General features: G+C 67.8%; 13 protein-coding genes. 8 read left to right on the plus strand and 5 right to left on the minus strand.

Features of this window, described 5'->3' with window-relative positions; genetic code table 11:
* Positions 1 to 18: 18 nt before the first annotated feature.
* Entirely contained in the window at positions 19 to 1,002 is a 984-nt protein-coding gene (locus OPU70_RS07920) for a LacI family DNA-binding transcriptional regulator (protein WP_376708836.1), read from the minus strand.
* Between the two features lie 160 nt (positions 1,003 to 1,162).
* Between OPU70_RS07920 and OPU70_RS07925 the strand changes: the two genes are divergently transcribed.
* The 5 genes from OPU70_RS07925 to OPU70_RS07945 all read left to right on the plus strand — a co-directional run bounded on the left by OPU70_RS07925 (position 1,163) and on the right by OPU70_RS07945 (position 6,608).
* On the plus strand, positions 1,163 to 2,080 hold the full coding sequence (locus OPU70_RS07925) for a carbohydrate ABC transporter permease (RefSeq protein ID WP_309686878.1): 918 nt from the start codon (positions 1,163 to 1,165) through the stop codon (positions 2,078 to 2,080).
* Positions 2,081 to 2,126: 46 nt separating this feature from the next.
* Positions 2,127 to 2,972, plus strand: a complete 846-nt coding sequence (locus tag OPU70_RS07930) for a carbohydrate ABC transporter permease (protein WP_042542215.1) — start codon at positions 2,127 to 2,129, stop codon at positions 2,970 to 2,972.
* A gap of 68 nt (positions 2,973 to 3,040) precedes the next feature.
* Positions 3,041 to 4,399 (plus strand): ABC transporter substrate-binding protein, encoded by a 1,359-nt coding sequence (locus OPU70_RS07935; RefSeq protein WP_475123531.1) that lies wholly within the window; start codon positions 3,041 to 3,043, stop codon positions 4,397 to 4,399.
* A 64-nt stretch (positions 4,400 to 4,463) separates the two neighbouring features.
* A complete protein-coding gene (locus OPU70_RS07940) occupies positions 4,464 to 6,206 on the plus strand; it encodes a glycoside hydrolase family 35 protein (protein ID WP_498557480.1) in 1,743 nt (580 codons plus the stop codon).
* A gap of 36 nt (positions 6,207 to 6,242) precedes the next feature.
* Positions 6,243 to 6,608, plus strand: coding sequence for an HNH endonuclease (locus OPU70_RS07945; protein WP_498557481.1), 366 nt, complete (start codon positions 6,243 to 6,245; stop codon positions 6,606 to 6,608).
* A 5-nt stretch (positions 6,609 to 6,613) separates the two neighbouring features.
* On the opposite strand, the gene OPU70_RS07950 is transcribed toward OPU70_RS07945, so the two are convergent.
* Both OPU70_RS07950 and OPU70_RS07955 read right to left on the minus strand, forming a co-directional pair.
* Positions 6,614 to 7,138, minus strand: coding sequence for a GAF domain-containing protein (locus OPU70_RS07950; protein ID WP_498557482.1), 525 nt, complete (start codon positions 7,136 to 7,138; stop codon positions 6,614 to 6,616).
* Complete coding sequence (locus tag OPU70_RS07955; RefSeq protein ID WP_498557483.1) at positions 7,135 to 7,632, minus strand: metallophosphoesterase family protein; 498 nt, start codon at positions 7,630 to 7,632, stop codon at positions 7,135 to 7,137. The genes OPU70_RS07950 and OPU70_RS07955 overlap by 4 nt, the downstream gene beginning before the upstream one ends.
* 147 nt (positions 7,633 to 7,779) lie before the next feature.
* Here OPU70_RS07955 and OPU70_RS07960 point away from each other — a divergent pair, with 147 nt between their 5' ends.
* The gene (locus OPU70_RS07960) at positions 7,780 to 9,240 is read left to right on the plus strand and encodes an MFS transporter (RefSeq protein ID WP_498557484.1); all 1,461 of its coding nucleotides are present in this window, start codon (positions 7,780 to 7,782) and stop codon (positions 9,238 to 9,240) included.
* A gap of 75 nt (positions 9,241 to 9,315) precedes the next feature.
* Here the strand turns inward: OPU70_RS07960 and OPU70_RS07965 are convergent, their stop codons facing one another.
* The gene (locus tag OPU70_RS07965) at positions 9,316 to 10,347 is read right to left on the minus strand and encodes a S66 family peptidase (protein WP_498557485.1); all 1,032 of its coding nucleotides are present in this window, start codon (positions 10,345 to 10,347) and stop codon (positions 9,316 to 9,318) included.
* Positions 10,348 to 10,440: 93 nt separating this feature from the next.
* On the opposite strand from OPU70_RS07965, the gene OPU70_RS07970 reads away from it, so the two are divergent.
* Both OPU70_RS07970 and OPU70_RS07975 read left to right on the plus strand, forming a co-directional pair.
* On the plus strand, positions 10,441 to 10,647 hold the full coding sequence (locus tag OPU70_RS07970) for an AsnC family protein (protein WP_498557486.1): 207 nt from the start codon (positions 10,441 to 10,443) through the stop codon (positions 10,645 to 10,647).
* Positions 10,648 to 10,725: 78 nt separating this feature from the next.
* Positions 10,726 to 12,609: an ABC transporter ATP-binding protein gene (locus tag OPU70_RS07975; RefSeq protein WP_079112467.1), complete on the plus strand. Its 1,884-nt coding sequence runs from the start codon at positions 10,726 to 10,728 to the stop codon at positions 12,607 to 12,609.
* Positions 12,610 to 12,760: 151 nt separating this feature from the next.
* Here OPU70_RS07975 and OPU70_RS07980 read toward each other — a convergent pair whose 3' ends face one another.
* Positions 12,761 to 14,623 (minus strand): phosphoenolpyruvate carboxykinase (GTP), encoded by a 1,863-nt coding sequence (locus OPU70_RS07980; RefSeq protein ID WP_498557487.1) that lies wholly within the window; start codon positions 14,621 to 14,623, stop codon positions 12,761 to 12,763.
* Positions 14,624 to 14,702 lie beyond the last annotated feature (79 nt).

Genomic DNA, 14,702 nt, shown 5'->3' on the forward strand with positions numbered 1-14,702 from the left:
CGCACCCGCTGCCTGCGGTCAGACGCGAGGCGGCGCCGTGCTCTCGCGGACGACGAGCTCCGTGCCGACGAGCGGGGTCTGGATGCGCTCTCCCCCGTCGAGCTCGGCGAGCAGCGCGTCGACCGCGAGCGCGCCGACCTTCTCAGGATGCTGCTGCACGGTGGTCAAGGGCGGCCACAGCTGCGCGGCATCCGGCAGGCCATCGAAGCCGACCACGCTGACGTCGCTCGGAATATCACGGCCGGCCTCACGGAAGGCCCGCACGACGCCGATCGCCATCTGGTCGTTCGCGGCGAAGACCGCAGTGACGGCGACGTCGTCACGCAGCCGGAGCCCCGCACGGTAGCCCGACTCGGCGGACCAGTCGCCCTGCAGCGGCTCGGGCGCGACGACCCCGCGGGATTCGAGGGTGCGCCGCCAGGATTCGCGACGACGTTCGGCGGAGTACGACTTCGCCGGACCCGCGATATGCCAGACGGTCCGGTGTCCGAGGTCGAGCAGATGCTCGGTCGCGAGCCGCGCGCCCTGCGCCTGGTCGGTGTCGACGAAGGGATGACTCGCTCCACGGTTGGAGTCGACCAGCACGACGGGCAGCCCGTCGGGGATCTCGACCTCGGCCTCATCGAGCTGGTGCGCCTCGATCACGATGATGATGCCGTCGACCGCATGCTCCTCGAGGCGGCGGAAGGCGCCTGCCACGGTGTCACGAGCGCTGGACTCCACGGGGATCAGAGTCAACGCGTATCCCATCTGCGACGCGCGCACCGCGATCGCATCGAGCGTGCGCTGATTGCCGTATGAGCTGAAGGAGAACATGATCACACCGATCGCGCGGAATCGGCCCGAGCGCAGGGCGCGGGCCGCGCTGTTGGGCCGATAGCCGAGCCGTTGCATGGCGTCTTCGACGCGCTCCCTGGTGGCGGCGCCGACGTACCCGCGCGCGTTCACGACCCTCGAGACGGTCTGCCCGGAGACGCCAGCCTCTCGCGCCACGTCCTCCATGGAGGGGTCTCGCCGCCGCTGCGGCGGCTCTGCCGACTGTTCCGAGGTCACGAGCACTCATCCATTCATGTGTTGACGTTGACACACTAGCAGCGCATCGAATATGTTGACGTTGACACACGGCGCCGTGAGCGCCCGATCTCTAAGAAGGTTCTCGTCAATGACGACTCAAGACTCCGCAGCCCTGGCGGACCACGGCATCCGCCGGCGTGAAAAACGCGACTGGAAGGGATGGGCCTTCGTCGGCCCGTTCATGGTCGTGTTCGCCCTGGTGTTCCTCACACCGCTCGCCTATGCGCTGTACCTCAGCTTCTTCCAGGAGAAGCTGATCGGCGGCACCGCGTTCGTCGGGTTCGACAACTACGTGCGCGCCCTCACCGACCCGCAGTTCTGGGAGGCGTTCGGCCGCGTCGTGCTGTTCCTCGTCGTGCAGGTGCCGATCATGCTGGTCCTGGCCCTCGCCGCGGCACTGGCACTCGACAGCGCGCGACTGCGCGGAGCATCCTTCTTCCGCATCCTGATCTTCCTGCCCTATGCGGTGCCCGCCGTCGTGGCGGTGCTCATGTGGGGCTACATCTACGGCGACCAGTTCGGACTGACGTCGAACTTCAACGACCTGCTCGGCAGCGACCTCATCACCCCCTTCGCCCGGGAGTGGATCCTGGTCTCGATCGGCAACATCGTGACGTGGCAGTTCGTCGGCTACAACATGCTGATCTTCTACTCCTCGCTGAAGACGATCCCGACCGACATGTACGAGGCGGCATCGCTCGACGGAGCCGGCGCCTGGCGCACGATCTTCTCGATCAAGATCCCCAACGTCCGCGGCGCCCTCGTGATCGCGACGATCTTCTCGATCATCGGCAGCTTCCAGCTCTTCAACGAGCCCAACATCCTGCGGCCTCTGGCACCGAACGTGATCACGACGTACTTCACACCCAACATGTACGCGTACAACCTCTCGTTCGCCGGACAGCAGTTCAACTACGCCGCGACGATCGCCATCATCATGGGCGTCATCACCGCAGTGATCGCCTACGTCGTGCAACTGCGCGGCTCGAAGTCGGAGGTGCGCTGACATGGCACTCCCCCTCGCCCGCCCCTCGCAGAAGCGCCACGATCTGATGAATCCGCGCAAGTCGAAGATCCTGCTGATCGTGATGGTCGCGTACGCGCTGTACACGCTCGTGCCGCTCGTCTGGCTGCTGTTCAGCTCGACGAAGACGCAGTCGGGACTCTTCAGCTCGTTCGGTCTGTGGTTCTCCGACGACTTCGCGTTCTTCGACAACCTCGTGGCCACGTTCTCGTACCAGGACGGCATCTTCCTGCGCTGGCTCGGCAACACGCTGCTGTACGTGGTCGTCGGAGCCGGCGGCGCGACCCTGCTGGCGACCATGGCCGGCTACGGACTCGCGAAGTACCGCTTCCCCGGTCGCCGCGCCGTGTTCGCCGTCGTGCTCGGTGCGGTCGCCGTGCCCGGCACCGCACTGGCCGTGCCGACCTTCCTGCTCTTCAGCGAGCTCGGCCTCACGAACACGCCGTGGGCCGTGATCATCCCCTCGCTGATCAGCCCGTTCGGCCTGTACCTGATCTGGGTCTTCGCCTCGGATTCGGTGCCGACCGAGCTGCTCGAGGCGGCGCGCATCGACGGTGCCGGCGAGTTCCGCACCTTCTTCACGATCTCGATGCGACTGCTCGCACCCGGAATCGTGACGGTCACCCTCTTCACCGTGGTCGCGACCTGGAACAACTACTTCCTGCCGCTGATCATGCTGTCCGACCCCGACTGGTACCCGCTCACGGTCGGCCTCAACCAGTGGAGCAACCAGGCGATCGGCGCGGGGTCGCAGCCGATCTACAACCTCGTGATCATGGGTTCGCTCCTCACCATCATCCCGATCGTCATCGCCTTCCTGCTGCTGCAGAGGTTCTGGCAGTCAGGTCTCACCGCCGGAAGCGTCAAGCAGTAGCCCCCGGCATCCCTCCGCACCGCACACGTCGGTCCGATGCTGGACCGCACCCCCGAAAGGACACAGCAATGAAGCACCTTCCCTCACCCGCCGCACGGCGCACCCTCACGGTGCTCGCGGCCGGAACCGTGGCAGCGCTCGCGCTGGCCGGCTGCAGCACCGGCGACACCGGCTCAGGCGGCAGCGCTGCCGGCGACGGCTCGTTCGACTCCGTGGAGGCGGCGCTCGAGAAGGGCGGCGAGATCACGTACTGGTCGTGGACCCCTTCGGCCGAAGCCCAGGTCGAGGCCTTCGAGAAGGAGTACCCCAACGTCACGGTGAACGTGGTCAACGCGGGCACCAACAACGAGGAGTACACCAAGCTGCAGAATGCGATCAAGGCGGGCTCCGGCGCCCCCGACGTCGTGCAGATCGAGTACTACGCCTTCCCCCAGTTCGCCCTCACCGATGCGTTCGTCGACCTCTCGCAGTACGGCTTCGCCGACTTCGAGGACGACTACACCGCGTCGACGTGGAACTCCGTCACCGACGGCGACGCCATCTACGGGCTGCCGCAGGACTCCGGCCCCATGGCGCTGTTCTACAACAAGGCCGTGTTCGACGCCGCGGGCGTCACTGTGCCCACCACCTGGGACGAGTACTACGAGGCCGCGAAGGCGATCCACGCCGCGAACCCGAACGCCTACATCACGAACGACACCGGCGACGCCGGCTTCGCGACGTCGATGATCTGGCAGGCCGGCGGCAAGCCGTTCGAGACCTCCGGCACGGATGTCACGATCGACCTGCAGGACGACGGCTCGAAGAAGTGGACCGAGAACTGGAACCGCCTCGTCGAGGAGGATCTGCTCGCCCCCTACGGCAGCTGGAGCGACGAGTGGTTCCGCGCCCTCGGCGACGGCAGCCTCGCCACCCTCGTGATCGGCGCCTGGATGCCCGGCAACCTGATCACCGGCGCTCCCGACGGAGCCGGAGACTGGCGCGTCGCGCCGATGCCGACCTACGACGGCACCCCTGCGACGGCGGAGAACGGCGGCGGCGGCCAGGCCGTGACGACGCAGAGCAAGAACCCGGAGCTCGCAGCCGGATTCCTGTGGTGGCTGAACAACTCGGAGGACAGCATCTCGACCTTCCTCGAGTCGGGCGGCTTCCCGTCGACCACCGCGGAGCTCTCGAGCGAGGAATTCCTCGCCGACGCTCCCGAGTACTTCGGCGGCCAGAAGATCAACGAGGTCCTCGCGGCCGCGGCCGACGACGTCGTCGAAGGCTGGAGCTACCTGCCCTACCAGGTCTACGGCAACAGCATCTTCGGTGACACCGTGGGCCAGTCATACCAGAACGGCACCGACCTGAACGAGGGGCTGACGACCTGGCAGGACGCGCTGGTCGAGTACGGCAACTCGCAGGGCTTCGCCGTCAACAAGTAATCGCACGTCCGGGGCGGACGGGGACTCCCTCCCCGTCCGGCCCTCCCATCGAAAGCACCACATCGTGACCTCCTTCTCCATCGGCGAGACCGACTTCCTCCGCGCGGGGCTCCCCCACCAGGTGATCGCCGGCGCCATCCACTACTTCCGGGTGCACCCCGACCAGTGGCAGGACCGCATCCGCAAGGCCCGCCTGATGGGGCTCAACACGATCGAGACGTACGTGGCCTGGAACGCCCACGAACCCCGCCGAGGCGAGTGGGATGCCACGGGGTGGAACGACCTGGGGCGCTTCCTCGACCTCATCCAGGCCGAGGGCATGGACGCGATCGTCCGCCCCGGCCCCTACATCTGCGCCGAATGGCACAACGGCGGTCTGCCGAACTGGCTCACCGCGGGCGAGCGCGAGCTGCGCTCGTCCGAGCCCACCTTCCTGGCCGATGTGAGCGAGTACCTCCGTCGGGTCTACGAGATCGTCGCTCCGCGGCAGATCGACCGCGGCGGCTCGGTCGTGCTCGTGCAGATCGAGAACGAGTACGGCGCGTACGGCTCCGACAAGGCGTACCTGCAGGCGCTCGTCGCGCTGACCCGCGAGTCGGGCATCACGGTCCCCCTCACCACCGTCGACCAGCCCACCGATCAGATGCTCGACGACGGCAGCCTTCCCGAGCTGCACAAGACCGGTTCGTTCGGCTCGCGCAGCGCGGAGCGCCTCGCGACCCTGCGCAGCCACCAGCCCACGGGTCCGCTGATGTGCTCGGAGTTCTGGGACGGATGGTTCGACTGGTGGGGCGGCGTGCATCACACCACCGAGGTCACCGCCGCCGCCGCCGACCTCGACGAGCTGCTCGCTGCCGGCGCGTCGGTCAACATCTACATGTTCCACGGCGGCACGAACTTCGGCCTCACGAACGGCGCCAACCACAAGGGCCGCTACCTGCCCATCGTCACGTCGTACGACTATGACGCGCCTCTGGACGAGGCCGGGAACCCGACCGCGAAGTTCTTCGCATTCCGCGACGTCATCGCGAAGTACGCCCCGGTGCCGGATGAGCTTCCGGCCGCCGCCGAGCCCGCGCCGGTCTTCTCGGTGCCGCTGAGCGCGGCCGGTGCATGGACGGATGCTGCGGCGAGCGCTCCCTCGTCGTCAGAGCCCGTCACGTTCGACGAGCTGGAGCACCTGAGCGCCCTGGTCCGCTACGACGTCTCCCTGCCCGAGGGCCGGGGCGGGCAGCTCGTCCTCGAGGAGGTTCGCGACCTCGCCTGGGTGAGCGTCGACGGCCAGCCCGTCGGCACCCTCTCGCGCACCCGTCACGACCGTTCTCTGCGGATCCCCGCGGGGCGTACGCTCAGCATCCTCGTCGAAGAGGGCGGCAGGGTGAACTACGACCACCGGCTCGGCGAGCAGAAGGGCCTCATCGGCGCTCCTGCACTCGACGGTGTCGCGCTGACCGGCTGGCACTCGACACCGCTCGACGTCGCGGCGCTGGCTGCGGAGATCGGCTCCCGCGCCGCAGAGGCGTCCGCCGCGGCGACGACCGGTCCGTCGGCATGGGTGGCGGACTTCGACCTCGACTCCCCCGCAGACCTGTTCCTCGACACCGCCGCCTGGAGCAAGGGCTACGCGTTCGTCAACGGCTTCTTCCTCGGTCGATACTGGCGAAACGGCCCGCAGCGCACCCTTTTCGTGCCCGCGCCCGCCACGAAGACAGGAGCGAACCGACTCGTCGTCCTCGAACTCGAGCACCTGCTCGACGCGACCGCCGATTTCGTCCCGTCGCTCGACCTCGGCGACACCGAGGAATAGCCCTCCGGGGGCGACTCGACCCGGTACCGTGTGTCTGTGCCGCGTCGAAGGTTCTCCACTCCCTCACCTGCCGCTCGCGCGCGCTATGCCAAGCGGCGCCAGGGCCGCGTGGCGCGGGCCGACAACGACCTCACCGTCGAGCAGTGGGCTTCGCTGCGAGAGGCCTGGGGAGGATGCGCGTATTGCGGAGCGGGCGACATCGCACTGCAACGCGATTGCGTGATGCCGATCTCGCGAGGCGGGCGGTACACCGTCGAGAACGTCGTTCCTGCATGCGGGTCGTGCAACGCGAGCAAGCGCAACGACGAGGTCACGTCGTGGATGCGACGCAAGCGACTCGACGAACGGGCGTTCCTCACCCGATACGACGCGATCGTCCGCGACCTGCGCCAGGCCTACTGAACGGCTCACTGCCGGCTGCGTCGGGACTTCCAGACGGCTGCCGTGAGACGAGCGGCGTCGGCTCGGGTGATGCTCTGCCAGTTGCGACCGCCGCGCGCGAAGGCCTCGTGCACTCCGGGAGGCACCGCGGCCGCCTCGATCGGACGATCGAGCCAGTCGCACGCGCGCACGTGCACGAGGTCGACATCCCGCGCGTCGGCTGAGGAGTCGTAGCGCCACGGTCCTGTGATCCGTCCCAGCCAGAGGAGGCCATCGGCGTCGCGCGTCCAGACGAACACGCCCTCGGCGACCGATGCGAACCGCTCGAGTCGGCGTGCCATCCGTTCTCCGTAGACCGCGTCCACCGCGTCGAGCGCATCGGCGATCGAGTGCGGTGCGTCGTCGAGTCTGCCGCCCATTCCGCACACGCCGAGCTCCAGTGCCCGCTCGACCGCCGGGCCGTCGCTCATGTCATCGTCGCGCGAGCGCATCGGAGCGCGGTATGCCGAGGGCACCTCTGCGTCGTCGCTTCCGCCAGGTGAGGCGTTCATGCGAGCGGCACCAGCGTGGCATCGATCCGCCGCTCGTCGATCGTGACCCACATCATGGTGCAGACCGGCTGACGGCGCCGATCGGTCGGCGACCCGGGATTCACCAGGCGCATCCCGGAGGGGGCGACGGTGTCCCACGGGATGTGCGAATGCCCGAACACGAGCAGATCCACGCCGGGGAACGCGACATCCATCCGCTCCTCGCGCTTCTGCCGCTGGCCGGTCTCGTGCACCACCGCGACGTCGACCTGTTCGACGGTGAAGCGAGCGATCTCAGGCAGGCGCCCGCGCAGCTCGGGGCCGTCGTTGTTGCCGTAGACGCCATGCAGGATCCGCGAGCGGGATTCGAGCAGATCCAGCGTCGCGAGGTCGACCCAGTCCCCCGCGTGGATCACGATGTCGGCGTCGTCGACCGCCCGCAGCACCGCGTCGGGGAGCCGCTTGGCCCGCTTCGGAAGGTGGGTGTCGGCGATCAGCAGCAGTCTCGTCGTCACGGTCTTCCCCTCGCCCCGGGCATCAGCATCCGTCTCCGACTCTACGCACGCGCGCCCCGCGGACGTCACACGCACCCAGCAAACGTTCAGGAAGGCGTAGGATCTCTCGGTGCCTTGGTATACCGGGCCATGGATCTAAGGAGCAGCATGAGTACGACCACAGCGCCCGCGAATCCGCGCTCGCGCGTCATCACGGCGAGCCTCGTCGGCACCACGATCGAGTTCTACGACTTCTACGCCTATGCGACAGCGGCCGTGCTCGTGTTCCCGGTGCTCTTCTTCCCCACGGGCAACGACACGACCTCGCTGCTGTCGTCGTTCGCGGTGTTCGGTGCGGCGATGGTCGCCCGCCCGATCGGCGCGGTGGTCTTCGGTCACTTCGGCGACAAGTTCGGCCGCAAGGCCACTCTTGTCGCCTCTCTGCTCACGATGGGCATCGCGACGTTCATCATCGGGCTTCTGCCCACGTTCCAGCAGATCGGCTGGTGGGCGGCTCTCCTGCTGCTCATCCTGCGTCTCGCTCAGGGTTTCGCGCTCGGCGGCGAGTGGTCGGGGGCCGCGCTGGTCGCCACCGAGAACGCACCCCGGGGCAAGCGCGCCTGGTACGGCACGTTCCCGCAGCTGGGAGCGCCGCTCGGCTTCATCATCGCGAACTTCCTCTTCCTCGGCATCAACTGGCTGCTGCCGCACTCCGAGAACCCCGCGCTCAAGTCCGAAGCCTTCCTGTCGTGGGGCTGGCGCATCCCGTTCCTCTTCTCTGCCGTCATGGTCATCATCGGCCTGTGGGTCCGACTCAAGCTCGTCGAGTCCGACACCTTCAAGAAGGCCGAGAAGAAGGGTGCGATCCGCAGGCTGCCCCTCGCGACCGTGTTCCGCCACCACTGGAAGCAGCTGATCCTCGGCACGTTCATCATGCTGGCGACCTATGTGCTGTTCTACCTGATGACAAACTTCACCCTGGCGTACGGCACCAAGCCGGCCACGCTCGAGACGGCGTCCGCCGCCGCGCAGGCCGCTGCCGAGGCGACGGGCAAGGACTTCGACGCGTCGGCCTTCGCCGCGCAGTTCTATCCGGGTCTCGGATTCGCCTACACCGACTTCGTGCTGATGCAGATCGTCGGCGTGGTGTTCTTCGGCATCTTCACCCTGCTCTCCGGGCCGATCGCCGATTCGATCGGCCGACGCAAGCTGCTCCTGTGGGTCACCGGGCTCATCATCGTGTTCGGCTTCACGTTCAACGCCTTCCTGCTGCCTGCGATGGACCCGAAGTTCACGGGCGCACTCGCGCAGGCGTTCCTCGTGTTCGGTTTCATGCTCATGGGCGCGACGTTCGGTCCGATGGGCGCGCTGCTTCCCGAGCTGTTCCCGACGAACGTCCGCTACACGGGTTCCGCGATCTCGTACAACGTCTCCTCGATCCTCGGCGCCGCCGTGGCCCCGCTCATCGCGCTGTGGCTCTGGGAACTCGGCGACGGCGCCCCGTGGCTCGTCGGTCTCTACCTGTCGGCGATGGGAGTGCTGACGTTCGTCGCGCTGCTCCTGTCGAAGGAGACGAAGGACAACGACTACGAAGAGGACCTCGGAGTCGCGGCAGCCGTCGAACTCTGACACGTCACCTCACGCGAAAGGGCGGCACCTCCTCGGGGGTGCCGCCCTTTCGGGTGCTCGGGGTGGTCGTCGGGCTCAGTAGGAGGCACTGACCGTCCGCGTCGACCCGTCGAGCGCCATCGTCCCCCCGTAGGGAACGATCCACTGGGGCCGTGTGTGACCGAACGGTACGCCCACGCAGACGACCGCGTCGGGGTTGTACCGCGAGACCGTCTCGATGACGGCGTCTCGCTGCGCCGCGCGCAGCGCATCGGCCTCTGCCGGCGACGGCAGGAATTCGAAGTCGCTCACCGGCGGACGCGCGACGACCACGCCCGCGACGGCATCGAGGATCCCGCGCTCTCCCAAACCGCGCATCCAGCGTGCCACCCAGCTCGCCGGCGGACGCTCCTCGCTGGTCTCCAGCAGCAGGATGCCGCCGCGCAGGTCGTATGTCGTGGGCAGCCGGTCTGCGAGCGCGAGCGCGTCGATGCTCTCCAGACACCCGCCCCACGTGCGTCCCTCGACGCGCGATGCCGGCCCGGCCCAGGCCCACTCATCGGTCGCGATCCGGTCGCCGTACTCGGTGAGCGATAGGGGGTCTGTCCAGCGCCGTCCCACGTCCTCCGACTCGCCTGGCTCGGTGATCTCGATCGTGCCGCCGTCGAGCAGCGCAGCCCGCAGTGAGCGCAGATGTACGTCGTCGACCGCCGGCCCAGGCCCCAGGTGCACCGCCGTGGACCCTCCGTAGTAGCCGCGGATGCCGAGCCCCCACAGCCAGTTGAGGATGTTGGTGTTGTCGCTGTAGCCCAGGAACGGCTTGGGATCGGCCTGCGCGAGTGCGGCGTCGAGGTGCGGCACCACCAGGATCTGGTCATCGCCCCCGATCGTCGCGAGGATCGCGCGGATGCCGGGGTCGGCGAAGGCCGCGTTGACGTCGGCGGCCCGGGCTTCAGGGCTCGCGTCGAGCTGCCTGGTGGTCGGATACTCCACCGGGATCAGTCCGGTCAGCTGCTCGAGTCGTCGGAGAGCCTGCTCGTGGATCTCAGGGGCGACCGCAGGAGCAGCGAAGGCGGGCGACAGGACGGCGACTCGGTCGCCAGGGACGGGTTTCGATGCAGACAGCATCGGTCCAGTCTCGCATCGCACACGCCGCGAGATCCGTCAATTTATGTTGACATCTGCCGCACCGTCAACCAATATTGACGCAGGAGGTTCACGATGACCCTGAAGACCGCGATCGCCCAGGATGACGGCGGCGAGCCACTGTCCGAGCTCCACCGCCTCGCCGCCCTGCGCAGTGAACTGGCCCGCGCCGAAGAGACCCAGGTGAGACGCGCGCGCAATCTCGGGTACTCGTGGCAGGCGATCGCGAGCTCACTCGGCGTCTCGAAGCAGGCGGCGCACCGCCGATTCGGCAAGCACTGAAACGCATACAGCCCATCCACAGAATCCGTCCTCGCACGAAGTACGGTCGAACTACCCCCTTTCAGAACGAGGTTCCGCATGTCCAGCACGGCGACATCACGCCGACGCGGACGCGGCGCGCAGCACGACGGTCCGCGCGCCACCTTCCGCCAGCTCCTCCCCTTCCTCTTCGAGCACAAGCGCACGCTCATCGTCGTCGCGGTGCTCAGCGTCTTCGGAGCCGCCACGTCGCTCGCCCAACCACTGCTGGTGGGTCAGCTCATCGAAGCCGTGCAGTCCGATCAGGGACTCGGCATCCTGGTCTGGGCCCTCGTCGGTCTCGTGATCGTGTCCTCGATCATCTCCGGCTACCAGCACTACCTGCTGCAGCGCACCGGCACCGCGGTCGTGTACTCCAGCAGGCGCAAGCTGATCTCGCGCATCCTGCACCTGCCGATCAGCGAGTTCGACGCCCGACGCACCGGCGACCTGGTGTCGCGCGTCGGCACCGACACGACGCTGCTCTACGCCGTGCTCACGCAGGGACTGGCGGATGCCGTCGGCAGCGCGATCCTGTTCCTCGGCGCTCTCATAGCGATGCTCGTGATCGACCCCGTGCTGCTGCTGCTCATCGTCGTCGTGATCGGCGCCTCGGTCGTCGTCGTCACCGCGCTCAGCGGCCGCATCCGCACGGCATCCACCGCCCAGCAGGAGAAGGTCGGCGAGCTCGCCTCGGGCGTCGAGCGCGCGGTCGGCTCGATCCGCACCGTGCGCGCCTCCGGTGCGACGGAACGCGAGACCGAGACGGTGTCGGCCCTCGCCTCCGAGGCCTACGGCATCGGCGTGCGCATCGCCAAGATCTCCTCGCTCGTGGTTCCGATCGCGGGAGTCGCGCTGCAGGTCTCACTGCTCGTCGTGCTCGGCGTCGGCGGCTTCAGGGTCGCGGCCGGCACCATCACCATCGCGTCGCTGATCACGTTCATCCTGTTCCTGTTCATGCTCGTGATGCCGCTCGCGACCACGTTCGGCGCGATCACCTCGGTGAACCAGGCGCTCGGTGCTCTCGGTCGCATCCAGGAAGTGCTGAACCTGCCGATCGAGACCCAGCACGATGCGGAGATCGCCGCGTCCTTCCCGCGCGACACCGCCGACCCTCTCGCCCCCGCGATCGAGTTCCGCGACGTGCGCTTCCGCTACCCCGAGAACGTGGTCGCCGCACGCCTGGCGGCCGCGAAGGAGGCGCAGACGCTTCTCGCCGATGCGCACCTCGAGCCGACGGACGACTCGGCTGTCACGGCAGAGCGTGAGGTCCTCCGCGGAGTCTCGTTCGCAGTGCCCCGCGGTGCTCGCGTCGCGCTCGTCGGCCCCAGCGGTGCAGGCAAGAGCACCATCCTCTCCCTCGTCGAGCGCTTCTACGACCCGACGGGCGGGTCGATCCGCCTCTACGGCCACGACTCGCGCACCTATCCGCGCGACGAGCTGCGCGCGCAGTTCGGCTATGTCGAGCAGGATGCCCCCACGCTCGCCGGGACCCTCGGCGACAACCTGCGTCTCGCCTCGCCGAACGCCTCGGATGAGGACTGCGAGCAGGTGCTTCGCGCCGTGAACCTGGGCGACGTGCTCGAACGCGACCCGCTGGGACTCGAGGCCCCCGTCGGGGAAGACGGCGTGATGCTCTCGGGCGGAGAACGTCAGCGTCTGGCGATCGCCCGCGCCCTGCTCACCGATGCGCCGATCCTGCTGCTCGACGAGTCGACGTCGTCTCTCGACGGCGTGAACGAGCAGCGCATGCGCGAAGCCATCGACGCGGTGTCGACCGATCGCACGCTCATCGTCATCGCTCACCGACTGTCGACCGTCGTCGACAGCGACCTCATCGTGGTGCTGCAGGACGGCGCCGTGGTCGGTCAGGGCACTCACGCCGAGCTGATCGAGTCGACGCCGCTCTACCGCGATCTGGCGCGGCACCAGCTCCTCGCCTGACCAGGGTCACCTCGCGCACACACATGCGCGAAGGCGGGATGTCAGAGACCACTCAGCCATGGGTTCGCCTCAGCCATCCCGCCTTCGCGGTCTGGGGGTAGGGGGATCTGGAGTGTAGAGCGCCGGCTCCCCCGAACCGGCGCCCGGTCTGTCAGGCCCTGTCGAGGCGGTAGCGCAGCGAGGCGAGCTCGGCGCGCAGCGCGGCAGGCACCTTGTCTCCGAAGGTGTCGTAGAACTCCTCGGTGAGGTCGGCCTCGGTCTTCCAGGCTTCGGTGTCGATCGAGAAGAGCTCCTCGAGGTCGGCCTCCGGCACGTCGATGCCGTCGAGATTGAGGTCCTCGACCAGCGGCAGCCGACCGATCGGGCTGTCGATCGTCGACACCTCGCCCGACACGCGACGGATGATCCAGTCGACGACGCGCGAGTTGTCGCCGAATCCGGGCCACAGGAAGCGCCCGTCCGAACCGCGACGGAACCAGTTGACCTGGAAGATGCGGGGTGCGCGGTCGAACCGCAGGCCCCGTCCGACCTTCAGCCAGTGGCCGAAGTAGTCGGCCATGTTGTAGCCGCAGAACGGAAGCATCGCGAACGGATCCCGACGCAGTTCCCCGACCGTGCCCTCGGCGGCCGCCGTGCGCTCCGACGAGATGTTGGATCCGAGGAACACGCCATGAGTCCAGTCCGTGGCCTCGACCACGAGCGGCACGTTGGTCGCACGTCGTCCGCCGAAGAGGATGACGTCGAGCGGCACCGCCTCTTCCCAGTCCTCCGAGATCTGCGGGCACTGGGCGGCCGAGACCGTGAAGCGCGAGTTCGGGTGCGCGGCGGGGCGACCGGAGTCCGGCGTCCATGCGTTGCCTTCCCAGTCGGTGAGGTGAGGCGGAGCCTGATCGGTCAGGCCCTCCCACCACACGTCCCCGTCGGGGCGGAGCGCGACGTTCGTGAAGATCGTGTTGCCCCAGAGCGTCTCGACGGCCGTGACGTTGGTCGACTCACCCGTGCCCGGCGCGACGCCGAAGAACCCTGCCTCGGGGTTGATCGCCCAGAGGCGACCGTCTTCGCCCGGTCGGATCCACGCGATGTCGTCTCCGAGGGTCTCGACGCGCCACCCCGGAATGGTCGGGCGCAGCATGGCGAGATTCGTCTTGCCGCACGCCGACGGGAACGCCGCAGCCACGTGGTAGGCCTTGCCCGCCGGATCGATCACGCGGATGAGCAGCATGTGCTCGGCCAGCCAGCCCTCGTCACGGGCGATGACCGAGGCGATGCGCAATGCGAAGCACTTCTTGGCGAGGATCGCATTGCCGCCGTAGCCGGAGCCGAACGAGTAGACCTCGAGCGTCTCGGGGAAGTGCACGATGTATTTGTCGTCGTTGCACGGCCACTCGACATCGGGCTCTCCCTCGGCGAGCGGTGCGCCGACCGAGTGCACGGTCTTGACCCAGGGCGCGCCCTCGGCGATCTGACGGGTCACCGCGTCACCGACGCGAGTCATGATGCCGATGGATGCCACTGCGTAGGCGCTGTCGGTAACCTGGACGCCGATGTGCGAGAGCGGCCCGCCGACCGGCCCCATCGAGAACGGCACGACGAACATCGTCCGGCCTCGCATCGAGCCCTCGAAGATCTCGGTCATCTTCTCGCGCATCTGCGCAGGAGGCGCCCAGTTGTTGGTCGGACCGGCATCCTCCTCGTTCTCCGACGAGATGTAGGTGCGGCCTTCGGTGCGCGCGACGTCGCTGGGGTGCGAGCGGGCGAGGTACGAACCGGGACGCCACTCGGGGTTGAGCTTGATCAGCTTGCCCTCGTCGACGAGCCCCCGCAGCAGCCAGTCGTTCTCGGCTCGCGAGCCGTCGACCCAGTGGATGGACGCCGGCTGTGTGAGAGCGGCGATCTCATCGACCCAGGCGGCGAGCTCAGCCATCGCAGGGGTGTCATACGTCGGAGCCGTCCCGAAGGTGCGCACAGGTGCGACAGATGATGCTCGGGGGGTGAAGACTTCGGCGATCGCCATGACTACTCCTTTGAAGTGAGGGGCGTTTCCTCCATCTTCTTCTGGTTCATACCCGACTTTTCGTCATTTCATGCGATAA

The organism is Microbacterium sp. SWDP-B6 (genome assembly GCF_059803615.1).